The sequence below is a fragment of the Bradyrhizobium sp. 956_D2_N1_4 genome (assembly GCF_052076025.1).
GTDB classification, from domain to species: Bacteria; Pseudomonadota; Alphaproteobacteria; order Rhizobiales; family Xanthobacteraceae; genus Bradyrhizobium; species Bradyrhizobium barranii.
Window position 1 is genome coordinate 9163298 of record NZ_CP197237.1, and the last position, 24232, is coordinate 9187529.

The 24232-nt window shown below is 65.6% G+C and carries 22 protein-coding genes; 9 read left to right on the plus strand and 13 right to left on the minus strand.

All coding sequences use genetic code 11. From position 1 onward, the window contains the following. Positions 1 to 157: 157 nt before the first annotated feature. Entirely contained in the window at positions 158 to 1780 is a 1623-nt protein-coding gene (gene xseA, locus AB7535_RS43450) for an exodeoxyribonuclease VII large subunit (protein ID WP_085403363.1), read from the minus strand. A 136-nt stretch (positions 1781 to 1916) separates the two neighbouring features. On the opposite strand from xseA, the gene AB7535_RS43455 reads away from it, so the two are divergent. The 5 genes from AB7535_RS43455 to AB7535_RS43475 all read left to right on the plus strand — a co-directional run bounded on the left by AB7535_RS43455 (position 1917) and on the right by AB7535_RS43475 (position 6406). Next, positions 1917 to 2927 carry an alpha/beta hydrolase gene (locus AB7535_RS43455; protein ID WP_085403362.1) on the plus strand — a complete coding sequence of 337 codons (1011 nt, stop codon included), beginning with the start codon at positions 1917 to 1919 and terminating at the stop codon, positions 2925 to 2927. After that, positions 2924 to 3478, plus strand: a complete 555-nt coding sequence (locus tag AB7535_RS43460; RefSeq protein ID WP_135214809.1) for a hypothetical protein — start codon at positions 2924 to 2926, stop codon at positions 3476 to 3478. Before AB7535_RS43455 ends, AB7535_RS43460 begins: the two co-directional genes overlap by 4 nt. A gap of 3 nt (positions 3479 to 3481) precedes the next feature. Beyond that, positions 3482 to 3781, plus strand: coding sequence for a winged helix-turn-helix domain-containing protein (locus AB7535_RS43465; RefSeq protein ID WP_085403360.1), 300 nt, complete (start codon positions 3482 to 3484; stop codon positions 3779 to 3781). A 223-nt stretch (positions 3782 to 4004) separates the two neighbouring features. Beyond that, complete coding sequence (purD, locus tag AB7535_RS43470; protein ID WP_085403359.1) at positions 4005 to 5288, plus strand: phosphoribosylamine--glycine ligase; 1284 nt, start codon at positions 4005 to 4007, stop codon at positions 5286 to 5288. A 215-nt stretch (positions 5289 to 5503) separates the two neighbouring features. Further along, positions 5504 to 6406 (plus strand): alpha/beta fold hydrolase, encoded by a 903-nt coding sequence (locus AB7535_RS43475; protein ID WP_085403434.1) that lies wholly within the window; start codon positions 5504 to 5506, stop codon positions 6404 to 6406. Between the two features lie 142 nt (positions 6407 to 6548). Here AB7535_RS43475 and AB7535_RS43480 read toward each other — a convergent pair whose 3' ends face one another. Continuing rightward, complete coding sequence (locus AB7535_RS43480) at positions 6549 to 7007, minus strand: nucleoside deaminase (RefSeq protein WP_071909524.1); 459 nt, start codon at positions 7005 to 7007, stop codon at positions 6549 to 6551. Positions 7008 to 7126: 119 nt separating this feature from the next. Between AB7535_RS43480 and AB7535_RS43485 the strand changes: the two genes are divergently transcribed. After that, on the plus strand, positions 7127 to 9286 hold the full coding sequence (locus AB7535_RS43485; RefSeq protein WP_085403358.1) for a pseudouridine synthase: 2160 nt from the start codon (positions 7127 to 7129) through the stop codon (positions 9284 to 9286). Then, the gene (rsmD, locus tag AB7535_RS43490; RefSeq protein WP_085403357.1) at positions 9287 to 9841 is read left to right on the plus strand and encodes a 16S rRNA (guanine(966)-N(2))-methyltransferase RsmD; all 555 of its coding nucleotides are present in this window, start codon (positions 9287 to 9289) and stop codon (positions 9839 to 9841) included. 104 nt (positions 9842 to 9945) lie between these two features. On the opposite strand, the gene mutL is transcribed toward rsmD, so the two are convergent. Beyond that, positions 9946 to 11757, minus strand: a complete 1812-nt coding sequence (mutL, locus tag AB7535_RS43495; protein WP_439037200.1) for a DNA mismatch repair endonuclease MutL — start codon at positions 11755 to 11757, stop codon at positions 9946 to 9948. 241 nt (positions 11758 to 11998) lie between these two features. Here mutL and AB7535_RS43500 point away from each other — a divergent pair, with 241 nt between their 5' ends. Further along, positions 11999 to 12316 (plus strand): ribbon-helix-helix domain-containing protein, encoded by a 318-nt coding sequence (locus tag AB7535_RS43500; RefSeq protein WP_085403355.1) that lies wholly within the window; start codon positions 11999 to 12001, stop codon positions 12314 to 12316. A gap of 260 nt (positions 12317 to 12576) precedes the next feature. Here the strand turns inward: AB7535_RS43500 and AB7535_RS43505 are convergent, their stop codons facing one another. Genes AB7535_RS43505 through AB7535_RS43520 form a run of 4 tightly spaced genes read right to left on the minus strand, consistent with a single transcriptional unit; the run spans position 12577 to position 15551 of the window. After that, positions 12577 to 14145, minus strand: a complete 1569-nt coding sequence (locus tag AB7535_RS43505; protein WP_085403354.1) for a GMC family oxidoreductase — start codon at positions 14143 to 14145, stop codon at positions 12577 to 12579. A gap of 29 nt (positions 14146 to 14174) precedes the next feature. Next, a complete protein-coding gene (locus AB7535_RS43510; protein ID WP_063985596.1) occupies positions 14175 to 14723 on the minus strand; it encodes a hypothetical protein in 549 nt (182 codons plus the stop codon). 45 nt (positions 14724 to 14768) lie between these two features. Beyond that, positions 14769 to 15164, minus strand: coding sequence for a VOC family protein (locus AB7535_RS43515; protein WP_085403353.1), 396 nt, complete (start codon positions 15162 to 15164; stop codon positions 14769 to 14771). After that, on the minus strand, positions 15165 to 15551 hold the full coding sequence (locus AB7535_RS43520) for a c-type cytochrome (RefSeq protein ID WP_085403433.1): 387 nt from the start codon (positions 15549 to 15551) through the stop codon (positions 15165 to 15167). It lies immediately after the preceding gene. Positions 15552 to 15853: 302 nt separating this feature from the next. Here AB7535_RS43520 and AB7535_RS43525 point away from each other — a divergent pair, with 302 nt between their 5' ends. After that, complete coding sequence (locus AB7535_RS43525) at positions 15854 to 16159, plus strand: hypothetical protein (RefSeq protein ID WP_085403352.1); 306 nt, start codon at positions 15854 to 15856, stop codon at positions 16157 to 16159. A gap of 70 nt (positions 16160 to 16229) precedes the next feature. On the opposite strand, the gene arfB is transcribed toward AB7535_RS43525, so the two are convergent. The 6 genes from arfB to ileS all read right to left on the minus strand — a co-directional run bounded on the left by arfB (position 16230) and on the right by ileS (position 24061). Continuing rightward, the gene (gene arfB / locus AB7535_RS43530; RefSeq protein ID WP_063985592.1) at positions 16230 to 16649 is read right to left on the minus strand and encodes an alternative ribosome rescue aminoacyl-tRNA hydrolase ArfB; all 420 of its coding nucleotides are present in this window, start codon (positions 16647 to 16649) and stop codon (positions 16230 to 16232) included. Between the two features lie 116 nt (positions 16650 to 16765). Next, positions 16766 to 18133, minus strand: a complete 1368-nt coding sequence (locus AB7535_RS43535; protein WP_085403351.1) for a M16 family metallopeptidase — start codon at positions 18131 to 18133, stop codon at positions 16766 to 16768. Next, a complete protein-coding gene (locus AB7535_RS43540) occupies positions 18130 to 19524 on the minus strand; it encodes a M16 family metallopeptidase (RefSeq protein WP_420480971.1) in 1395 nt (464 codons plus the stop codon). The genes AB7535_RS43535 and AB7535_RS43540 overlap by 4 nt, the downstream gene beginning before the upstream one ends. A gap of 204 nt (positions 19525 to 19728) precedes the next feature. Continuing rightward, on the minus strand, positions 19729 to 20451 hold the full coding sequence (locus tag AB7535_RS43545) for a hypothetical protein (RefSeq protein ID WP_085403350.1): 723 nt from the start codon (positions 20449 to 20451) through the stop codon (positions 19729 to 19731). Between the two features lie 106 nt (positions 20452 to 20557). Beyond that, positions 20558 to 21052 (minus strand): signal peptidase II, encoded by a 495-nt coding sequence (lspA, locus tag AB7535_RS43550; RefSeq protein WP_085403349.1) that lies wholly within the window; start codon positions 21050 to 21052, stop codon positions 20558 to 20560. 9 nt (positions 21053 to 21061) lie between these two features. Further along, positions 21062 to 24061, minus strand: a complete 3000-nt coding sequence (gene ileS, locus AB7535_RS43555; protein ID WP_135214812.1) for an isoleucine--tRNA ligase — start codon at positions 24059 to 24061, stop codon at positions 21062 to 21064. Positions 24062 to 24232 lie beyond the last annotated feature (171 nt).

A 24232-nucleotide genomic window follows, 5' to 3' on the forward strand; every position in this document is an offset into this window, starting at 1 on the left:
GTTGTGGCGACACGCGTCCCACACTGGCTGTCATCGCCCGGCTTGACCGGGCGATCCAGTACTCCGAGACGTTAGTGATTGAGCCGAGAAGCCGCGGCGTACTGGATTCCCCGCATTCGCGGGGAATGACACTGAGGGCGGAACGCCGCCGTAGCGCTCAGAACAACGTGCCCTGATCCACCGGCTTGCCCGCGCGCTTCGGCGCAGGTTTTGCGTCTTGCGCGGCCGGCTTTGCTTGCGCCGGCGCACGCTTTGCCGTCGGCGCCGGGCGATCCGCATCCGCCGTCGCGCCGACACGGCCGTCCGCAAACTCGATCTCGAGGCGTGCGCCGGGACCAATCGCGTCGGCCGAATGCAAGGGATGGCCGGCCTCGTCCCGTACCAGAGCAAAGCCGCGCGCGAGCACGCCGCGATACGACAAGGCCGAGAGCAGCTTGCCGCTGTTCTCGATGCGGGCATCCAGCCGCTGTAACAGCGTGACAAGCGCGCGGTTGGCGCGCTCGGCCAGACGATGCGTGCGCTCGCGCTGGCGGGCAATTGCGTTGCGCTGCGCCTGCGCATTCGAAAGTTTCGAGGCGCGCAAGCGCACCTCCAGCCCGGCAAAACGGTCGCGCCGTTGCCGCAGCAGCGAGCGCGCGGACAGGCCGAGCCGCTCGCCGCACACGGTGAGGCGGTGATCGGCCTGCGAAATCTGCCCGTGCAGCACCCGCAGCGTCAGCTTTGCGCTCGCCGCGGTAAACCGGCGGAAATGCGCGTGCGTGTTGGCCTTGAGGCCGCGGGGTAGCGACGCGCCCGCTGAATCCAGCCGTTGCCGCGGGATCGCGAGCAGATCGCCCGCCGCGGGCAGGGCGCGCGCGGCGGCGCGCAGCTCGCTGCGGCGGCTCTCATGGGCACGCTGCCAATAGGCGCGGGTGCGCCGCGCGAGATCGGCGACCTCGACGAACAGATCGCTGCGCACCGGCACCGCCATCTCGGCCGCTGCCGTCGGCGTCGGCGCGCGCTTGTCGGCGACGAAGTCGATCAGCGTGATGTCGGTCTCGTGCCCGACCGCCGAGATCAGCGGGATCATGCTCTCGGCTGCCGCCCGCACCACGATCTCCTCGTTGAACGACCAGAGGTCCTCCAGCGAGCCGCCGCCGCGTGCCACGATCAGCACATCGGGCCGCGGAATCTTGCCGCCCTCGGGCAGCGCGTTGAAGCCGCGGATCGCGGCTGCGACCTGCTCGGCCGAGCCTTCACCCTGCACCTTGACCGGCCACACCAGTACGTGGCGGGGAAAGCGGTCCTCGAGCCGATGCAGGATGTCACGGATGACGGCGCCGGTCGGCGAGGTCACCACGCCGATCACCTCCGGCAGCCAGGGCAGCAACTGCTTGCGCGCCTCGTCGAACAGGCCCTCGGCGGCGAGCTTCTTCTTGCGCTCCTCCATCAGCGCCATCAGCGCGCCGATGCCGGCCGGCTCCAGCGCCTCGATCACGATCTGGTACTTCGAGGAGCCCGGATAAGTGGTGAGCTTGCCGGTGGCGATGACCTCGAGCCCTTCCTGGGGCTTGAAGCGCATCCGGCCGTGCACGCCCTTCCAGATCACCGCCTCGATCTTGGCGCTCTCGTCCTTGAGCGCGAAATAGCAGTGGCCGGAGGAGTGGGCGCCGCGGAAGCCGGAGATCTCGCCACGGACCCGGACATGGCCAAAGGCGTCCTCGACCGTCCGCTTCAGGGACTGCGAGAGCTCGGAGACGGTGAATTCGGGGGCGTTGAGCAGTGGTTCCGCAGGCGGCATCGGCAAACGATTCGGCATTTTGGGGTCAGACCCGACGTTAAGGATTTTCGCCGCGCGGCGCCAATCCTGGGATTGATATGGAGAGTACTCTGTAATATAGAGTTCTCTATAAATGATCAGTTCGAGGGAGTTTGCGATGGCGATGCGGCTGCTGCGGGGTTCTCTAAGCCTGTTGAAATGGGGCCTGTGCGCGGTTGGCGCAGTCGCGCTGCTGCTCACCGCCCTGATCGCGACGCCGCTGGAGCGGCCTGCGGAGATGCGCTCGGTCTCGGACTCCGCCAAGGGGATCGACTGGTCTACGCTGCCACCGCTCGAGCGCTTTCAGGCCCGCGATGGCACCTGGCTTGGCTTCCGGCACTACGCGCCGAAGGGGACGGCCACCGATCGCGGCGCCATCTTCATCCATGGATCGTCCGGTTCCTCCGGCACCGTGAACCATGCCCTGACGGCAGCATTCGCCGCGCACGGCGTCGAGACCTGGGCACTCGATACGCGCGGCCACGGCGCCTCCGGCACGCGCGGTGATATCGGCTATGTCGGCCAGCTCGAGGACGATCTGGTCGACTTCGTCGCCCATGTCCGCAAGAGCGCGCCCGATTTGCCACTGACCTTGATCGGTCATTCCGCCGGCGCCGGCTTCTCGTTGCGTGTTGCCGCGACGCCGATCATGCAGGACCTGTTCGTCCGCACTGTCCTGATCGCGCCCTATCTCGGCTACGACGCGCCGACCAACAAACCGCACGCCGGCGGTTGGGCCAATGCTGACCTTCCGCGCTACTTCGGGCTGGCGGCGCTGCGCAAGCTCGGCATCGACTGTTGTTCGCAGCTTCCAGTGCTGGCCTTCGCCGTGCCGGCGAATTCGGCCAAGTACCTCACCTCTACCTATTCCGACCGCCTGATGCGCAACTTTGCGACACGCGGTTATCGCCTCGATCTGCCCGGGGTGACACACCCGATGACGATTTTCGGCGGCGCCGACGATGAGATGATGATCTCGGACAAATATGCCGAGACCGTGCGGGCGGTGAAGCCGTCGATCGACGTCAAGATGATCGACGGCGTCAATCACATGGGCATGGTCACCAACCCGAAGGCGGTCAATGCAATCGCCGAGGACGTGGCAACGCGCGGAGCAGGCCAGTCATGATCGACAGCAAGGAGGCGTCTGCAGCGCTGGCCGACATCGACGACATCGTCCAGCGCGTGAAGCAATCGCAGCTCTACGAGCTCGCAAGCCTCGCCGCAGTCTGGTGGGGAGTCCTGGTATTCGCAGGCAATCTCGTGACCTGGCTCTGGCCGGTCTACGCGGTCCACGCCTGGGTTGCCGTGGACGTTCTGGGCGTCGGTGGTCTGGTCGGAATCCGGTTGCTCAATCCATCGCCCCGTCCGCATGGTGCCGCCTTCGATGTCAGGCTCGTTCTGGTCTTCGTGCTGTTCTTCGCCTTCGGCTATCTCTGCACCAACGTCGTCGGCCATTTCGGCCCACGCCAGCTCGGCGCGTTCTGGCCGCTCTACTTCATGCTGTTCTATACGCTGGCGGGTCTCTGGTTCGGCTACGCCTTCGTCGCGATCGGTCTTGGCATCGCTGCACTGACGTTGTTCGGCTTCTTCTACATCGGCGAGGCGTTCCCGCTCTGGATGGCCTTTGTCAACGGTGGCGGACTGATCCTCGGCGGCCTCTGGATGCGGCGGATCTAGCCAATGGCCGAGCTCGACGACATCATCCATCAGCCGTTGCGCCTCAAGATCATGGCGGCGCTGAACGCGCTGCCGGTCTCCGCTGGCCTGGAGTTCTCGCGATTGAAAAAGCTCACCGGCGCCACCGACGGCAATCTCGGCGCACATATCGAGACGCTGGCGAAGGCGGGCTACGTCTCGGTAGACAAGGCCTTCGTCGGCAAGAAGCCGCAGACCACAGTAACCGCCACCGCCGTCGGCCGCGGCGCCTTCGCGCGGCATGTGGCGACGTTGCAGGAGATCATTGCGGGGAGGCAGGTTTAGCGGCGATTGTCGTCCTCGGGCGTTCCCCTCTCTCCGCCGTCATTCCGGGGCGCGCCCCCTTGGGCGCGAGCCCGGAATCCATACTCACGATGGTGGTTATGGATTCCGGGCTCGCGGCTTCGCCACGCCCCCGGAATGACGGGGAGTGTGGGCGTTTCCCCTTGAGACCCGCCGCGATTCGTGCGACCTCCGCCCCAGCAAAACCCCTCATTTCGAGCCTTCGATGCACATTCTCCTGCTCGGTTCCGGCGGCCGCGAACATGCCCTGGCGTGGAAAATCGCAGCCTCCCCCCTGGTGACCAAATTCTGGTGCGCGCCCGGCAATGCCGGCATCGCGCGGGAGGCGGAATGCGTGGCGCTCGATGTCGCCGACCATGCCGCGGTGATCGATTTCTGCAAGACGAATGCGGTCGAGCTCGTGGTGGTCGGCCCGGAGACGCCGCTGGCCGCCGGCATCGTCGACGACCTCACCGCCGCCGGCATCAAGGCGTTCGGGCCGAGCGGGGTGGCGGCGCAGCTCGAGAGCTCCAAGGGCTTCACCAAGGCGCTGTGCACCGAATTCGGCATTCCGACCGGCGCCTACAAGCGCTTCACCAACGCCAATGATGCGCGTGCTTACGTCCAGAGCCAGGGTGCGCCGATCGTGGTCAAGGCCGACGGCCTTGCCGCCGGCAAGGGCGTCGTGGTCGCCAAGACCGTGCGCGAGGCCGAGGACGCCATCGCCATGATGTTCGAGGGCGCCTTTGGCGATGCCGGCGCCGAGGTCGTGATCGAGGAATTTCTGCCGGGCCGCGAGATCAGCTTCTTCGCGCTGTGCGACGGCGAGACCGCCATCCCTCTCGCTTCCGCGCAGGACCACAAGCGGGTGTTCGACCACGATCTCGGCCCGAACACCGGCGGCATGGGCGCCTATTCGCCGACGCCTTTGGTCACGCCCGCGATCCACGACGCGATCATGGCCAAGATCATCCTGCCGACGGTTGCCGGCATGAAGCAGCGCGGCACGCCGTTCCGCGGCATCCTCTATGCCGGGATCATGCTGACGACGCAGGGCCCAAAGCTGTTCGAGTTCAACGTCCGCTTCGGCGATCCCGAGTGCCAGGTGCTGATGCTGCGCATGATGTCCGACATCGTGCCGGCGTTCATCGCCGCCTGCGACGGGGAGCTTAAGCACTTCGATCTGCGCTGGTATCCGGAATCCGCGCTCACGGTGGTGATGGCGGCCAAGGGCTATCCCGGCGACTACCAGAAGGGCACGCGCATCGAGGGGCTCGATGACGCAGCCAAGGTCGACACCGCCGAGATCTTCCATGCGGGCACGGTCGAGAAGGACGGCGCGATCCTCGCCAATGGCGGCCGCGTGCTCAATGTCTGCGCGCTCGGCAAGACCGTGACGGAAGCGCAGGCGCGTGCCTATCAGGCCGTCGACCGCATCAACTGGCCGGAAGGCTTCTGCCGCCGCGACATCGGCTGGCAGGCGGTGGAAGCCGAGAAGGCCCGGGGCTGACAGGCTTTTTTCCGGACTGCGCGCACGCCGGCATCAAGATTGCCGCGTGCCACCGCTCCGCCACATCGACATTCCAAAATTGCGCAATCGCCTGTTGGGGTTAGCAACCCTCACAGGTGACCATCGTGCTACTGTGCATGGGGTTGTTTTCGACATTTTTGTTCGAGGCGGCCCGGGACTGACCAGACAGGACTGACCCGATAAGGATGCCGAAGATGTCCGATCTCGCCGACCTCTACCCCGGCTTCGCCTCCGAATGGATCAACACCTCCTTGGGCCGCATCTTCGCCCGCGTCGGCGGCAAGGGGCCGCCGCTGCTGTTGCTGCACGGCTTCTCCGAGACCAACGTGATGTGGCACCGCGTGGCGCCGCAGCTCGCCGACAAGTTCACGCTGATCATCGCCGATCTGCCGGGCTATGGCTGGTCCGACATGCCCGAGAGCGATGCACAGCACATCCCCTACAGCAAGCGCGCGATGGCCAAGGCGATGGTGGAAGCGATGGAGCAGCTCGGCCACGTCCACTTCGCGCTCGCCGGCCACGACCGCGGCGGCCGGGTGTCGTATCGGCTTGCGCTCGACCATCCCGGCCGGCTGTCGAAGCTCGCCGTGCTCGATATCCTGCCGACCTATAATTACTGGGAGCGGATGAACCGCGCCTACGCGCTGAAGATCTATCACTGGACCTTCCTCGCCCAGCCGGCGCCGCTGCCGGAGACGCTGATCTCGGGCAATGGCGAGTTCTTCCTGCGCTTCAAGATGGCGAGCCAGACCAAGTCGAAGACGCTGGACGCCATCGACGAGCGTGCACTCGAACATTACATCGCCCCGTTCCGCGATCCCGCCCGCGTGCATGCGATGTGCGAGGACTACCGCGCCGGCGCCTATTTCGATTACGACCTCGACAAGGCCGATTTCGAAGCCGGCAAGAAGATCACGATTCCCATGCTGGCCTTGTGGGGTGGCGCAGGCATCGCCCAGGCCGCCGCCACGCCGCTCGATACGTGGAAGCAATGGGCGACCAACGTCGACGGCATGCCGGTGGACTCCGGCCATTTCCTCACCGAGGAGAACCCGGACGTCACCGCAAAGGCGCTGCGCGAGTTCTTCGCAGGCTGAACTAAGCTGTCGCGACACACACAACTGTCATCGCCCGGCTTGACCGGGCGATCCAGTACTCCGAGACGGTGGTGGTTGATCGATAGGCCGCGGCGTACTGGATGCCCCGCCTTCGCGGGGCATGACGGCGGAATATGTGAATCTACCGCCGCTCGCGAAAAAAGTCCTTGAGCAGCCGCGCCGCCTCGCTCTCGCCGACCCCGGAATAGACATCCGGCGCATGATGGCAGGTTGGGGATGCAAAGAACCGCACGCCTGATTCCACCGCGCCGCCCTTGGGATCGGCGGCGCCGTAATAGAGCCGCCTGACCCTTGCAAAGGAGATCGCGCCCGCACACATGGTGCAGGGCTCCAGCGTCACGTAGAGGTCGCAGTCGACCAGGCGCTCGCTGCCGATCTTTTTGGCGGCCTCGCGCAGCGCAATGATCTCGGCATGGGCGGTCGGGTCGTAATCAGTCAGCGTCCGGTTCGCCGCGGTCGCGATGACCTCGTAATTGCGGACCACGACGCATCCGATCGGAACTTCGCCCGCCTTTCCGGCATTTTCGGCCGTTTTGAGCGCCAAATCCATGAAAGAGGGGGCTTTCAAGCCTCGTATCATCGCCAGAAACCTGCTAGTAGCTCCGCCTTCAGCAAGAGTGAATACCGGATTTGCCTGAGCATGCGGCTCGAAACGAGCGCGCACAATGCTTTCTGGCCACCCCCTAAGTGAGTTTATTCATGCCTCGCGACAGCGACAAAGACAACGATTCCCGCGGCCGGCGTGATCGAGGCCCGGGCAGGGGTGGCCCGCCCAAGGGCCGGTCCGGCAAGCCGCGTGGCCCTGAGAAGAAATTCGCCAAGCGCGGCCCTGAGGGCAGGAGCGACGCCCGCCCGCCCCGTGGCGACCGCGACAGCCGTCCGCCTCGCGCCGACCGCGGGGATCGTCCGTTCCGCCGCCGCGAGGAGGGCGATGCCCCGCGCCGCGATTTCAGCGACCGTCCGAAGTTCAAGCGCGACGACCGTGGTGGTGAGGAGCGCGGCGAGCGCAGCTTCAAGCCGCGTGGCGACCGCCCGTTCTCGGATCGCGGCGCGCGCGATGGCGAGAAGCGGCCGTTCAAACCGCGCGGTGATCGCCCGTCCTATGGCCGTGACGACCGTCCGCCGCGCAGCCGGGATCGCGACGATTCCCGTCCCGCCGGCCGGTTCGGCGACAAGAAGTTCGGCGACAAGCGGCCCTACGCGCCGCGTGGCGACCGCCCGGAACGCAAGTTCGACGGCGAGCGGAAGTTTTCGCGTGGTGCGCCGGATCGCGAGCGCGACCGTGGGGATCGCAGCGATCGCCCGCGTGACTTCGGTGACCGCCCGCGCGATCGTGGCGAGCGCAGCGATTCAAAGCCGTGGCAGAAGCGCGACGCGGGTCCGCGTGGCGATCGTCCGCCGCGTAAGGACTTCAGCAAGGGTCCGCGCAAGGATTTCGGCGGCCGTGACCGCAGCGAAGACAAGCCCTGGCAGAAGCGCGACGATCGGCAGGGTGGCGGCGATGACCGTCCGCGTTTCTCGCGCTCGCGCGACGATCGCGCGTCCGGCGATCGTCCGTTCCGCGAGCGGCCCAAGTTCGATCGGCCCAAGTTCGATCGTCCGCGCGACGACCGTCCGAAATTCGATCGGCCTCGTCGTGACAGCGATGGCGAACGCGGCGGTGACCGTCCCAAATTCAATCGTCCGCGCGAGCGCTCCGAGGGCCGCTCCGACTGGCACGAGCATCCGCGCAGCGAAGGCCGCTCCGGCGACCGTCCGCGCCGTGAAAACGAGGATGAGAGCAGGATCTTCGAGAAGCGCCCCGCCTTCGGTGGCCGCGGCGCCTATCGTGACCGTGATCGGGATTTCGAGGGCCGTCCGCGCCGTGACGAAGCACCGAAGCCGAAAAAGGCCGGCGAGCGTATCGCAAAAGTGCTGTCGCGTGCGGGCCTCGCCTCGCGCCGCGACGCCGAGGAGATGGTCACGCAGGGGCGCGTCGCCGTCAACGGTCGCGTCATCAATTCGCCGGCGCTCGACATCACCTCGAACGATGTCGTCACTGTCGACGGCAAGCCGTTGCCGGAGCGTGAGCGTACGCGGCTGTTCCTCTACCACAAGCCGCGCGGGCTGATGACGACGCATGACGACCCCGAGGGCCGTCCGACCGTGTTTGACAATCTGCCCGAAGGCCTGCCGCGGCTGATCTCGATCGGCCGGCTCGACTTCAACACCGAAGGCCTGCTGCTGCTCACCAACGACGGCGGGCTCGCGCGTACGCTCGAGTTGCCGGACACCGGCTGGCTGCGCCGCTACCGCGTCCGCGCCCATGGCGACGTCACCCAGGCGCAGCTCGACGAATTGAAGAACGGCATCGAGGTCGAGGGCGTCAAATACGGTCCGATCGAGGCGACGCTGGAGCGCGACCAGGGCGCCAATGTCTGGCTGGTGTTCGCGATCCGCGAAGGCAAGAACCGCGAGGTGCGCAACGTCTGCGCCCATCTCGGGCTCGAGGTGAACCGGCTGATCCGCGTGTCCTATGGACCGTTCCAGCTCGGCGAGGTCCCCGAAGGCCAGGTCGAGGAGATCAAGTCACGCGTGCTGCGCGATCAGCTCGGCGACAAGGTCATCGAGAAGTCGGGCGCGCAGTTCGACGTGCCGAAGAAATCTTCTTCACCCGACGGCGAAGCGCCACGCGAGAAGAAGCCTGCCAGCAAGCGTGACGTGATCAACGATCGCAAGGGCCGCCGCGTGCTGGTACAGCGCACCGGCAGCGAGGAGGCGCGCGAGCGCAACGAGGCCGAGGCCAACGGCTACGGCCCGCCGCGCCGGCCCAAGCGCGGCTATCACGGCAAGCGCGATCTGACGCCGCGGGAGGACTGATTGCGCGTCGTCGGCGGTCGTTTGAAGGGGCGCAATCTCGCCTCACCGTCCTCGCGCGACATCCGCCCCACGGCGGACCGGCTGCGCGAGTCCGTGTTCAACATCCTCGTGCACGCCTATGACGATCCGATCGAGGATGCGCGCGTGCTCGATCTCTTCGCCGGCACCGGTGCGCTCGGCATCGAGGCGTCCTCGCGCGGCGCGAAGTTCACGCTGTTCGTCGACAACGGCGCCGAGGCCCGCGCGCTGCTGCGCAACAATGTCGAGACGCTCGGCCTTGGCGGCGTGACCAAGGTCTATCGCCGCGATGCGACGGATCTTGGCCCTGCGCATCCCGTCGAGCCGTTCTCGCTGGTGTTCCTCGATCCGCCCTATGGCCAAGGATTTGCGGAGAAGGCGCTCGCGAGCTTGCGCGACGGCGGCTGGCTCATGCCGGGCGCGCTGCTCGTGGTGGAAGAGGCGAAGGCTGCGCAGTTCGTGACGCCTGAGGGCTTCGAGGAATTGGAGCGGCGGGCTTATGACGACACGGAGTTCGTGTTTTTGAAGAGGCCGTAGTCTCGCTGCCGTAGGGTGGGCAAAGGCGCAACGCGCCGTGCCCACCAACTTTCTGCGATCGCGGTAGGTGGTGGGCACGCTTCGCTTTGCCCACCCTACGAAGATCATCTCCGCCCGAACAGCTTCTCCACATCGCTCAGCTTCAGCTCGACATAGGTCGGGCGGCCGTGATTGCACTGGCCGGAGTTCGGGGTGTCCTCCATCTCGCGGAGCAGGGCGTTCATCTCCTCCGGCCGCAGCCGGCGGCCGGCGCGCACCGAGCCGTGGCAGGCCATGGTCGCGGCGACGTGCATCAGGCGGCGCTCCAGCGGCAGCGCCTCGTCCCATTCGGCCATGTGCTCGGAGAGATCGCGCAGCAGCCCGCCTGCATTGGTCTTGCCGAGCAGCGACGGCGTCTCGCGCACCGCGACCGCGCCGGGGCCGAAGGACTCGATGGCGAGGCCAAACGATGCGAGCTCTTCGCTGCGCTCCAGCAGGCGCTCCACCGTGGCCTCGTCCATCTCGACGATCTCGGGGATCAGGAGGATCTGCCGTTGCACGCCGTTGGCGGCGAGCGAGGCCTTCAGCCGCTCGTAGACGATGCGCTCATGCGCGGCATGCTGGTCGACGATGATAAGGCCGTCGCGAGTCTGCGAGACGATGTAGGTCTCGTGGATCTGGGTGCGCGCCGCGCCGAGCGGGCGGTCGACGAGGTCGCTGACGGGTTGGGTCTCGATCCGCACGTCCGCACTGGGCGCGCCGACATCGAATGCCGCCTGTGCGCGCTCGGCGAAGACGGGCGCAGCCGATCCGTCGAACGACGGCATCGGTGCGACCGGGGCGGATGGCGAGGCGCGCCAGTCCCAGCTCGCAGGCCGCGGCGTGAAGGCCGGCCGGAACGAGGACAACGCGCTCTCGCCACTGTTGGCGGCCGTGCGCCGGCCCTCGCGCGCGAGCGCGTCCTTCAATCCGTGCACGATCAGCGCGCGCACGAGGCCGGCATTGCGGAAGCGCACCTCGGTCTTGGCCGGATGCACGTTGGCATCGACCTCGCGCGGATCGAGCGTGACGAACAACGCCAGCACCGGATGGCGGTCGCGCGGCAGATAGTCGGCGTAGGCCCCGCGCACGGCGCCGAGGATCAGCTTGTCGCGCGCGGGACGGCCGTTGACGAAGAGATATTGCCCGAGCGCGTTCGCCTTGGTCAGCGCCGGCGCCGCGGCATAGCCGGCGACCACGACGCCCTCGCGCTCGGCATGGACCTCGATGGCGTGGCTGCGGAATTCTGCGCCGAGGATATCGCCGAGCCGCGTCAGCCGTCCGGCGGCGCCAGGCAGCGCCGCGGTCCAGGTCACCGGCGCGCGCTCCTCGCCGGCCAGCGTGAAGGCGACGTCGGGCCGCGCCATGGCAAGGCGCCTGACCACCTCACGGATCGCCTCCGCCTCGGTGCGATCGGTCTTTAGGAATTTCAGCCGCGCGGGCGTTGCATAGAAGAGGTCGTTGACCTCGACGCGCGTGCCGTGGGCCAGCGCCGCCGGCATGATCTCGGACTTGTCGCCGCCCTCGACTGACAGCGCCCAGGCATGTGGTTCGCTCGCGTGCCGCGTCGTGATGGAGAGACGCGCGACGGAGCCGATCGAGGGCAGCGCCTCGCCGCGGAACCCGAGCGTGCGGATCTGGAGCAAATCCTCGTCGTCGAGCTTGGAGGTGGCATGGCGTTCGACCGCGAGCGCCAGGTCCTTCGCGGTCATGCCGCCACCGTCATCGGTGATGCCGATCCGCCGCCGCCCGCCGCCATCGGTGAAGACGTCGATCCGGCTGGCGCCGGCATCGATGGCGTTCTCGACCAGTTCCTTGACCACGCTTGCCGGACGTTCGACCACCTCGCCGGCGGCGATGCGGTTGACGATTTGCTCTGGCAGTTGGCGGACGGGCATGGGGCTTTCGATCTGGATTCGCTGACGGCGCTATTCTAGGCCGTGTTGCGTCAAAAGCATGTGTTGGGCAACAGCCGTGTGGCGGCCTGGGGAAGAGGGATGCCTATCACATTGAAGGGATTGGACGTTCGAGAAAATTGCGCAACCGGGACGGAGCGATCGTCCTGCTGCCGTCCTGATTGTGGGGGGCCGGGCAGCGGTGTAGCATCGTGAAAAAATGGCAACAGGACGGGAGGACGCCATGTGCAATTTCTTCGCGCACCAGCCCCAACGCAACTACGAATCCCAGACCCGCTCGTTGCGGATCGGCGGGCACTGCACCTCGATCCGGCTGGAAATGGCGTTCTGGGACACGCTGGAGGAGATCGCGGCCAAGGAGAGCATGAGCGTCGGCAAGTTCCTGACCACGCTCTACAACGAGGTGCTCGACCATCACGGCGAGGTCAATAATTTCGCCTCGCTGCTACGCTGCTCCTGCCTGATCTACCGCTCCCGGAGCGTGACGCAGGTGCAGGATTTCAAGGCAACCGTCGCGCCGATCCTTGATGCGGCCGAGTAGCTTTCCCGACAAAAGTGCGTAGCCCGGATGAAGCGAAGCGCAATCCGGGATTCAGCTCACCCGCGAGCACCCCGGATTATGCTTCGCTCCGTCCGGGCTACGATATTCTCTCCGCCGTCATTGCGAGGAGCCCGCGACAAAATTGCGTAGCAATTTTGCGCTAGTGCGACGAAGCAATCCAGACCGTCACCGCGGCGGGATTCTGGATTGCTTCGCTTCGCTCGCAATGACGGGAGCAGGAAACGGTTTCCTTTGAACCTTCAAATCTCCTTTTTCTGCATCGCCCCCGCAATGTAATCCGCCTGCCGGATCGCGAGTGCGACGATGGTCAGCGTTGGATTGCAGGCCGCCCCGCTGGTGAACTGACTGCCATCCGAGACGAACAGATTCTTGACGTCGTGGCTCTGCCCGAACTTGTTGACCACGCCATCCCGCGGCTTCTCGCTCATCCTGTTGGTGCCGAGATTGTGCGTGCTCGGATAGGGCGGCGTCGGATAGGTCACGGTGGCGCCGACGGCGTCATAGACCGCAGCACCCTGCTTGTAGGCATGTGCGCGCATCGCGAGATCGTTGGGATGGTCGTCGAAATGCACGCTCGCGACCGCTTGCCCGAACTTGTCCTTCACGCTCGGGTCGAGCGTGATGCGGTTGGTTTCCTGCGGCATGTCCTCGCCGACCAGCCACATGCCGGCCATCCTGGGATAGCCGTCGAGCGCTGCGGTGAACGGACGGCCCCAGGCGCCGGGATTGAGGAAGGCCGCCATGAACGGCAAGCCGATCGACAGCGTCTCCATCTCGTAGCCGCCGACGAAGCCGCGCTTCGGATTGTTGGCGGATTCATCACGGATAATGCCGGCCATAGTGGTGCCGCGATACATGTGCACCGACTTCTCGAACACGGCGTAGACGCTGCCGGTCATGTGCCGCATGTAGTTGCGCCCGACCTGGCCCGATGAATTGCCGAGGCCATCGGGGAACATGGTCGAGGCACTGTTCAACAGCAACCGCGGGCTTTCAATCGAGTTGCCGGCCACCGCGACGACGCGCGCCTTCTGGCGCTGCATCGCGCCACTCTCGTCGGCATAGACAACGCCGGTCACCTTGCCGGAGGCGTCGTGCTCGATCTTGACCGCCATGCTGCTCGGCCGCACTTCGAGATTGCCGGTCGCCTCGCCCTTGGGGATCTCGGTGTAGAGCGTCGACCATTTCGCGCCGGATTTGCAGCCCTGGAAGCAGAAGCCGATCTGCTGGCAGGCGCCGCGGCCGTCACGCGGCTGGCTGTTGATGGCCATATTGCCGGTATGCACGGTCTTGTAGCCGAGCTTCTTCGCACCGGCCTCCAGCACCTTGAAATTATTGTTGCCGGGAAGTCCGGGAATGCCGTTGGTGCGGGTCACGCCCATCTTGTTCTCGGCCTTGGCGTACCATGGCTCGATCTCGGCGAGCGTCACCGGCCAGTCCAGCAGGTTCGCGCCGGGCAGGCCGCCGTAGGTGCTCTTCACCTTGAACTCATGCTCGTCGAAGCGCAGCGACGCGCCGGCCCAATGCGTGGTCGAGCCGCCGACCGCCTTGACGATCCAGGCGGGAAGGCCCGAAAAATCCTTGGCGACGCGCCATGTCCCCGACGTGGTGCGGGCATCGGTCCAGGCGAGCTGGGAAAAGCTCTCCCACTCGTCGTTGACGAAATCCTGGTTCTCGATGCGTGGGCCGGCTTCAAGGATGACCACCTTGACGCCCTTCTGCGCGAGCTCGTTGCCCAGCGTGCCGCCGCCGGCACCGGAGCCGACGATCACCACAACGCTGGAGTCGTTCAGATCGAATTTTGCCATATGCGTTCTCCTGAACCGTTGGGTGAGCCTTAAGCCTTCGGCAGCCAGTCGATGTCGGCAAAGCCGCGGTTGATGTAGCCGCCGTGCTCGGCGGAGGAGCCTTCGTAGCCGAACCGCGGCCAGACCTCTTTCTGGTTGTAGAGCGACACGACGAGGTCGCCGCGCACCTTCTGGAAGAAGTCGCTCTGCTCGATCTCCGTCAGCAGCACCACGCGGTCGGCTTCCCATGGCACTTCGGCGTAAGCCACCTTGTGGCGATCCCGCGCGTTCTGATCGAGCCGCGTGATGCCGTCGCTGATCAGAGACTTGACGGCGGGGTCCTTGGCCGCCTTGCCGTCCCACGGCTTGATCGCGGTGATGTAGTAGCTGTCGCCGAGGACGTCGTGCGGATAGATGTCGCGCGCGACCTTCAGCAGCGTCTTCATCGTTGCGGGCGAGAGCGTGCTGGCATCATCCGCCCAGGCATCCTCGATGCTGACGGCGACGCTGGTCGCGACAGCGACGACCGGAACGGCGGTCGCCGCGCCCTTGAGAAAGACGCGGCGGCTGTGCTTGCTTCGACGATCGACTTCTCTCATGGCATTCCTCCGTAGATTTTGTGATTTGGATTTTTGTGATTTTGATCAGCCGAAACGACCCCCTCGCTGGATCACCTCGATCTTGTAGCCATCGGGATCGCTGACGAAGAAGAAGCGCGCCAGCGTCTTGCCGTCGTGCTTGAAGTCGCGCAGCGGTCCCGGTGCGAGCTTCTCGCGCTCGAAGCGGGCATGTTCGGTATCGAGATCGTCGACCACCACGGCAATATGTCCGTAGCCGTCGCCGAGCTGGTACGGCTCCTTGCGATCGAAATTCACCGTCAGCTCCACCTCGAAAGGTGAGGAGGGGTGACGCAGGTAGATCAGGGCAAAGTCCGAAAATTTCAGATGGTCGGCGACCTCCAAGCCGAAGGCGCGCTTGTAGAAGTCGAGCGAGCGGGCCTCGTCGAGCACGCGGATCATGGAATGAACGGGCTTTGCCATTCAGTTCAGCTCCTTCAGGTAGGTGATGATGGCGGCGCGCGTCTCCGGCTTCGCCTGCCGGTAGACCATGGTCACGCCGGGAATGACGGCTTGCGGATTGCTCAGCCAGGCGTCGAGCCTGGTCTCGTCCCAGGCGAAGTCCGCTTTCGACAGCGCCTCTGAGTACTTAAAACCTTCGGTCTTGCCGGCGGGACGGCCAACGACCTTCACCAGTGCGGGGCCTTGCCGCGCCGGTTCTGACAGGTTTGTCGTGTGGCACACCGCGCATTGCTGCTTGAACAGCGTCGCGCCATCCGGCGGCTTGCCGGCCGGCAAGGGCATTTGCGCATCGGCAACCCGCGTCACCAGCACCATCGCGGTGCACAATCCAAGCACGACTGCGCGCATCGCCAAGAATCCGCCCATCCACATCAACGTGCGCAAACTCTAGGCGGCGTCAAAGATGCGGTGGTAGTAGCGGGCTGTTTCGATGCCGCGGAGACACTGGTGACCGCGTGTGTTCCGCAATGCCTTATATGCGGAGCACAATTCCGCGAAACTGCCGTCAAATCCCTAAACGATCACCACACCATGCGCATTGCATGACGATTGCGCCGCTTAAACTCCCTACGCGATGCGATGACCCGGTGCAGGTGAGCGGCGCAGGATGCAGCCGAGCCATTCGTCGCGGAAGAATCCAGGAGAAATGGATGAAGTTGGTGAAGACCTCGATGATCGCATGCGCTCTGTCGGCTCTCATTGCGACGCCGGTTCTCGCGCAAGGCGCGCCACCCGCCAAGACGGGCGGCACCGTGCAAAGCAAACCGATGCAAGGCAGCACAATGGGCAGCGGGGATGAGGAGATGAATGCTCAGCCGGGCGCTGCGGGCGAGAAGACGGGCATGAAGTCGACCAAAGGCACCAGGGGCACGGTCGGCACCACCGGTAGCGCTGCGCATAAGGGAACCGCCGACGATTCCGCGACGGGCGGTGCAGCCCCAGCCAAGCGCTACTAGTCCCGCCGGGGTGAAGCAAGCAGACTCCGGTCGCCCTGCGGCCGGAGTTTTTTTGACTGGGTCTGCTTTGTTAGTCGTCGAAGCGGCCGCCGCCGCGCCCTGCCTTGATGTCGCTGCGGCGCTTCTTGCCGTCGAGCCGGCGCTGCTTGGAGCCAAAGGTCGGCCGCGTGGCGCGGCGCGGCTTCGGCCGTATCATCGCTTCGGTCAGGATCTCGGTGAGCCGGTCGATGGCGTCCTGACGGTTGCGCTCCTGGGTGCGGAAGCGCTGGGCGTGGATCACGATCACGCCGTCCTTGGTCATGCGCTGGCCGGCGATGCGGGCGAGCCGGATCACCGCATCCTCCGGCAGGGTCAGCTTGCGCGTGTCGAAGCGCAGCTGGGCCGAGGTCGAGACCTTGTTGACGTTCTGCCCGCCCGGGCCGGAGGCGCGGACGAAGCCGATCTCGATATCGTCCTCGTCGATGACGAGATCGCGGGATATCCGCAGCATGATGGCACCATTCGTGATGTCCGGACATATCGCGGACGTCCACGTTCGGCAATGGCGCATCCTGGAAACGCAAATGGCCGGGCGAGCCCGGCCATTTCAGGAAATGTCAGGGGACGTCAGTTCGACTTCGTCGCCGGTGCCGCGGCCGGTTGCGCGGCGGCCTGTGGGGCGCGGCCGACGACCACGGTCAGGAGGCCCTGGCCCCAGAGGCGCTTGGCGGCCGCCTTGGCGTCGTCCAGTGTCACCGCATCGACGATGGCGTTTCGCTTCTCGATATAGTCGATCGGCAGCTTGTCCTGCTGGTATTGCAGCAGCGCCTGCGCGAGCTTCGAGGAGGTATCCAGCGCCAGCATCTGCGAGCCCTTGAGGTAGGACTTGGCTTCGTCGAGCTCCTTCTGCGTCGGGCCCTCCTCGGCGATGCGGCGCACTTCCTTGTCGATGGCGTCGATGGTGTCGCCGGCACGGTCGGCGCGGGTGCCGGTGTTGCCGATGAAGACCGCCGAATGCTCCATCCAGAGCAGCGATTCGAACACGGAATAAGCCAGCCCGCGCTTCTCGCGTACCTCGCGATAGAGCCGGGAGGACAATCCGCCGCCGCCCAGGATGTGGTTGACGACATAGGCGGCCATGAAGTTCGGATCGTTGCGCTTCACGCCGGGGCCGCCGAAGGTGATCACGGTCTGCGGCACGTCGAGCGGCACGAAGGCGCGCTGCGGCGGTTTTGCCGCCTCGACGTCGGCGACCGGCGTGAGATTGGCTTTTGCGGGCAGGCTACCAAAAGTGTGGTCGAGCAGCTTGCCGAGGGTGGCCGGATCGACGTCGCCGACCACCGCGATCTTCAGCCCGTCCTTCGCAATCACGCGGCCGACATAATCCTTCATGTCGGCGACCGTGATGGTCGGCACGCTGTCCAGCGTGCCATTGGTCTGCCGGCCATAGGGATGGTCGCCGAACGCGACCTCCAGGAATTTTCGGCTCGCCAGCGAGGACGGATTGGTGGTCTCGCGGCGCAGGCCCGAGATCACCTGTGAGCGGATGCGCTCGACGTCGGCGGTGTCGAAATGCGGCGAGGTCAGCGCGCTCCTGAGCAGGTCGAAGGCCTCGTCCTTGTTGTCGCGCAGCATCCGCAGGCTGCCGCGGAACGTATCGCGGGTGGCGCTGAAGGAGAGCTCGATGGCGCGGCGGTCGAGCCGCTCATGGAAGGTCTTGGAGTCGAGATCGCCGGAGCCTTCGTCGAGGAGATCACCGACCAGATTGGCGACGCCGGACTTGTCCTTGGGATCCTGCGCCGAGCCGCCGGCAAAGGAATATTCCATGGCGATCAGCGGCACCGTCGCATCCTGTACGAACCAGGCTTCGATGCCGCCCGGCGAAGTCAGGTGCTGGATCTTTGCGGCCGCCTGAGACGGCGACACCGTAGCCAGCGCGAGTGCCGCGCCGGTGGCAAGCGAGAATGCAACGCGTCGAAGGAAGGGATAGGTCACGAACGCTTCTCCTCACGCTTGGCGGCACTGGTGTCCTTGATCAGATAGCCCGTCACCGATCGCTTCTTCTCGAGCCATTTCTGCGCGACAGTGCGAACCTGCTCGGCGGTGACCGCGCGAATGCGGTCGGGCCAGCTCCTGATGTCCTCGATCGAAAGGCCCGTGGTCAGCGCGCCGCCATACCAGCGCGCCAGCACCGCCTGGTTGTCCTGGGCGTAGATCGCTTCCGCAATGAGCTGGGTCTTGACCCGCTCGAGGTCCTCGGCGCGGATCGGGTTCTGCGCGATGTCGGCGATGACGCCGTCGACCACTTGCTCGACATCGGCAAAGCTGACGCCCGGTTTCGGCGAGGCCGAGATCGCGAACTGGGTCGGGTCGAGCGAGATGCTCGAATAGCTGGCGCTGGCGGACACCGCGAGCGGCTTGTCGACCACGAGCGCGCGGTAGAGATAGGAATTGCTGCCGCTGCCCATCAGCTGCGCCAGCACGTCGAGGGCGGCGCTTTCACCGGCCGCGGCGGTGGTCGCCGACGGTACGAGATAATAGCGGCGCAGGCCCGGCTGCTCGACGCGCGGGTCGGCCAGCGTGACCGTGCGCGGCGCCGCCGGCTCCGGCTCCTGCGGACGGATGCGCCGCTCCGGGATCGCGGGCTGGGCCGGAATGGAGCCGAAATTCCGCTCGACCAGCGGGCGGATGTCGGCGGCTTCCACGTCGCCGGCGATCACGAGGATCGCGTTGTTCGGCGCGTAGAAGCGGCGGTAGAAGGCGAGCGCATCCTCGCGGTCGAGCTTCTCGATCTCCTGGTGCCAGCCGATCACCGGCCGGCCGTAGGGATGATTGAGATAGAGCGCGGCCATGATCTGCTCGTTGAGCCGCGCGTCCGGATTGTTGGCGACCCGCATGTTGTACTCTTCGAGCACGACGTCGCGCTCGGGCAGCACGTTCTCGTCCTTAAGGATCAGGCCGGTCATGCGATCGGCCTCGAACTCCATCATGGTCGGCAGCTGCTCTTTCGGCACGCGCTGGTAGTAGTTGGTGTAGTCGACCGAGGTCGAGGCGTTCTCGTTGCCGCCGACGCGGAGCACGGTCTGGGAGAATTCGCCGACCGGATGCTTCGAGGTGCCCTTGAACATCAGATGTTCGAGGAAGTGCGCGAGCCCGGACTTGCCCGGCGTCTCGTCGGCCGAGCCGACCTTGTACCAGATCATCTCCGTGACCACGGGCGTGCGGTGGTCCGGGATCACCACGACCTGCATGCCGTTGGCGAGCGTGAAGCTGGCGGGCGGGGCCGACGTCACCGTGGTCTGGGCGAGGGCGGCGCTGGCTGAGAGGACACTCGTCGAAAGCAGCGCGGCAAGGAGGCAGGCGGCCGATCGGTAAGAGGACATCATAATCCTTATGAAAAGGCCGAACCCGGATGTCCGGCTCGGAGGCACGGCATGCTACACCGTGCGGCTGAGGCTTCGCGTCACGAAGCAGAGAACTCAACGCGGTGGCAAGTTACTGATAAGCAATATGCAGACTGCGTCCGGCGTGCGTAAGCCGCCGGTGCCAGGATGCGCCTGTCAGGATGTCGCGGTGGGGCAGGAGCGCTATTATTCCTTTTCCTTGCCCGACATGATGTCGAAATAGGTCCGGCGCGACTTGTCCGGCCCTGCGCCATAGGCGTAGTTCGGCGAGGGGGTCTGGTAGCCCGGCGGCGGCTCGACCAGCGACGAACGCGGCGGCTCACTGGTGAATTTCTTCTCTTCGGAGCTGTTGCCGCCCTTCATCATGTTCCAGAGACCGCCGGCGTAGCCGAGTTCGGCGGGACTGAGCGACGGGTTGCCGTTGGTGCCCGGCTGGATCGGGTCATTGCTTGTACGGGGGGCTGCGGCGACCTCGCCGGCCTTCATCTCGGCGGGCGTCAGCGGTTGGGCCGCCTGCCAGTTCTCCGTCGCCTTGGTCGCCTTCTTGCGCGCTGCGATGGCTTCCTTGCGGCGCTTCTCTTCGGGGTCCTTCGGCCAGTTCGGAGCATTCTTGGCCTGGGTTGCCGGAGGCGGCAGGTCGAGCTTGGGCGGCACGACGAGCGGCGAGCGCTCGCGGTATTCGATGCCGGGCTTTTCCATGCTCTTGGCACCGATGCCGGACATCAGATTGTCGATGATCTTCTCTTCGAAGGTCATCCCGTCATCATCATCGTCGTCGTCACCGGCACGGACCGGGCCTGCCGTCATGACGAGGCCGATGCCGAGCGCGACAGCGGACAATTTCAACGCCCGCCAGAACCCCGCTTTGGGGTCTCGAACCATCGAACCGCTGGTCTCGGAGCTGCGCATCACTGTACCTGTTCCATATTGTGGCAGATTGCTGCACTTTGCCGCTCGCACGCGGCCAATCCTCGCAAAACGCAGGGTTCCACCTGCCGGTCCGTATCGGCCGGGATCAGGGCGCTTTTGCGGCGGGTACCCCCAGGAAGGAATCATACAATAGCGCCGCCACCCCGACAACGATGGCCACGTCCGCGAGGTTAAACACATACCAATTATAGGTATTTCCGCCGATCTCGATGTGGAACAGGGCGAAATCGACCACCGCGCCGTAGGCGAAGCGGTCGATGCCGTTGCCGATCGCGCCGCCGATGATCAGCCCGAGTGCGACCGTGGCGAGCAGGGTGTGCGAGCGGGCCATCCAGATGGCGAGGGCGACCACGGCGACGACCTTGACCGCCATCAGCGCGATCTGCGCCGACTGGCCGTCGTTCTGGAGCCAGCCGAAGCTGATGCCGATGTTCCAGGCCAGCACCAGGTCGAAGAACGGCGTCACCTTCACCACGCCACGGCGGGCGAGGTCGAACACGTTCAGGAGCCACAGCTTTGAGGCCTGATCGGCCACCAGCGTGACCACGGCCGCGAGGATGCCGGCGCGAAGCGGGGTCATGGCCGGGGATCAGACCCCCACCCCCAGCGCCTTCCATTCGCGCAGCGCCTGGGCGTCGCGCGGGGTGACGTCGGGGTATTCAGGGTCTTCACCGACCATAGGCGAGATCTTCCAGGAGCGGGCGCATTTGGTGCCCACGGCCTTCTCGACGACGACCGCGACGCCGGGCACGGCATCGAGACGGAACGCGCCCGCAGGCGCCTCGCCCTCACGCACCTCGTAGTTCGAGGTGATGCAGACCTCGGCGAGATCGGTGTCGAACAGCGTCGCCAGCATGTCGCGGTCGGCGACATAGATCACCGGTGAGGCCTCGAGCGACGAGCCGATGTTCTTGGCGGCACGTTCGAGCTCCAGCGCGCCGGTCACGACGCGGCGGACGTTGCGGATCGTCTCCCATTTCGCGGCGAGTTTGTCGTCGCGGAGCTTCTCGATGCCTTCGGGAAACAGGGTCAGATGGACGGAAGGCTCCGCGTTCGGCCGGAACATGCGCCAGGCTTCCTCGGTCGTGAAGCTCAGGATCGGCGCGAGCCATTTCAGGAGGGCATCGCACAACAGGTCGATCGTGGTGAGCGCGGCCTTGCGCGCCGGCGACGACGGCGGGTCGCAATAGAGCGTGTCCTTGCGGATATCGAAGTAGAACGCCGACAGCTCGGAGTTCATGAAGGCTGCCAAGCTCGCGACCACGGTCTTGTAGTCGAAGGCGGCATAGGCCTTGCGAACGGTTTCGGCATGGCCGGCCAGTTCGTGCAGCATCAGCCGCTCGAGCTCGGGCATCTCGGCATAGGCGACCTTCTCGCTCGCCTTGAAGTGATGCAGCGTACCGAGCATCCAGCGGATCGAGTTGCGCAGCTTGCGATAGGTCTCGATGGTGTTCTTCAGGATCTCCGGGCCGATGCGCTGGTCGTCGGCATAGTCGGTGGCGCAGACCCACAGGCGCAGGATGTCCGCGCCCGAATCCTTGATCACCTTCTGCGGCTCGACGGTGTTGCCGAGCGACTTCGACATCTTGCGGCCGTTCTCGTCGAGCGTGAAGCCGTGGGTGAGCACGATGTCGTAGGGCGCGCGGCCCCGCGTGCCTGCGCTTTCCAGCAGCGAGGAATGAAACCAGCCGCGATGCTGGTCGCTGCCTTCCAGATACATCACGGTGTCGTTGCCGCCGTCGATCTTGCGGACGATGTTGCCGAGCTGCGGGAAGTTCTGGCGATCCTCGAGCACGAAGGCGTGCGTGGAGCCCGAATCGAACCAGACGTCGCAGATGTCGTCGACCTTCTTCCAGTCCTCGCTCGCGCGGGACCCGAGGAAGCGCTCGCGGGCGCCGTCCATGTACCAGGCGTCGGCGCCTTCCTCCATGAAGGCTTCGGCGATGCGCTGGTTGACGATCTCGTCCTGCAGGATCTCTGCCGAGCCGTTGCTCTTCTCGCGCACGAACACGGCGATCGGCACGCCCCAGGCGCGCTGGCGCGAGATCACCCAGTCCGGACGATTGGCGATCATGCCGTTGATGCGGTTCTCGCCCGACGGCGGCACCCATTGCGTGACCGAGATCGCGTGCAGCGCGCGGGCGCGCAGCGTGTCGCCCTTCTTCGCATGGCCGTCATCGCTGATGTCCTTGTCCATCGCGATGAACCATTGCGGCGTGTTGCGGAAGATCACCGGCTTCTTCGAGCGCCAGGAGTGCGGATATTGATGCTTGAGGCGGCCGCGCGCGAGCAGCTTGCCGCCCTCGATCAGCGCCTTGATCACGGCCTCGTTGGCATCGCCCTTCTCGCCCTTGTCGTTGAGCACGCGCTTGCCGGTGAAGCCGGGGGCCTGCGCGGTGTAGGCGCCGTTCTCGTCGACGGTGTAGGGGATCGCGGTCGGGATGCCGCGCGCATCGAGCTCGCGGGTGTTGGCCGTCCAGACGTCGAAGTCCTCGCGGCCGTGGCTCGGCGCGGTGTGCACGAAGCCGGTGCCGGTGTCGTCGGTGACATGCTCGCCGGCGAGCAACGGCACGATGAACTCGTAACCGCCACCGAACCCGCGCAGGGGATGGGCGCATTCCACGGCGTCCAGCGTGTCGCCGGGAATGTCGCGCACCTTCTCATAGGACGTGACGCGCGCCTGCTTGAACACTTCTGCGGCGAGCGCATCGGCCAGGATCAGGAGATCGCCGGTCTTGGCCCAGTTGTCGGCGGGCGCATCCGTCACCTTGTAGAGTCCGTAGGCGATTTTCGGCGAGAACGAGATCGCGCGGTTGCCGGGCAGCGTCCAGGGCGTGGTGGTCCAGATCACGACCGAGGCACTGGCAAGTGCGCCATGCGCCGGTGACGTGACGGGAAACTTCACCCACACCATGTCGGAGGTGTAGTCCTCGTACTCGACCTCGGCTTCCGCAAGCGCGGTCTTCTCGACCACGCTCCACATCACCGGCTTGGAGCCGCGATACAGCGTGCCGTTGGCCGCGAACTTCATCAGCTCGCGGGCGATCTGCGCTTCGGCCGGATAGCTCATCGTCTGATAGGGATGATCCCAGTCGCCGATGATGCCGAGCCGCTTGAACTCCTCGCGCTGCACGTTGATCCAGTGCGTCGCATAGGCGCGGCATTCCTTGCGGAACGCCACCATCGCGGCGGAGTCGCGGAAGTCGGGCTTCTGCTTGCCCTTCTTGCGGTAGTTCTCCTCCTCGATCTTCCATTCGATCGGCAGGCCGTGGCAGTCCCAGCCCGGCACGTAATTGGAGTCGAAGCCGAGCATCTGCTGGCTCTTGGTCACGACGTCCTTGAGGATCTTGTTCAGCGCGTGCCCGATATGGATGTTGCCGTTGGCGTAGGGCGGGCCGTCATGCAGCACGAATTTGGCGCGGCCCTGGGCTTCCCGGCGCAGCTTGTCGTAGAGGCCGATGTCGTTCCAGTACTTCAGCAGTTCCGGCTCGCGCTGCGGCAGGCCGGCGCGCATCGGGAAATCCGTCTGCGGCAAATAAAGGGTCTTGGAATAGTCTTTGGCGTCGGACTTTTGCGGCTTTTCGGACATGGGGCTGACTGGCTCGGAAGGGCGCGGAAACGGATAGCGACTGGAATCGCGGGGTGAAACGACGAAATCCCGGTCTTGCGCCGAGCCTTCAGGCTCAGGCGGAAGCCGGGCCGCTAATCCCTATGATGCGCCGCGCAAACATGGGCTCTCCATAGCAGGGGCCCAAGGGAA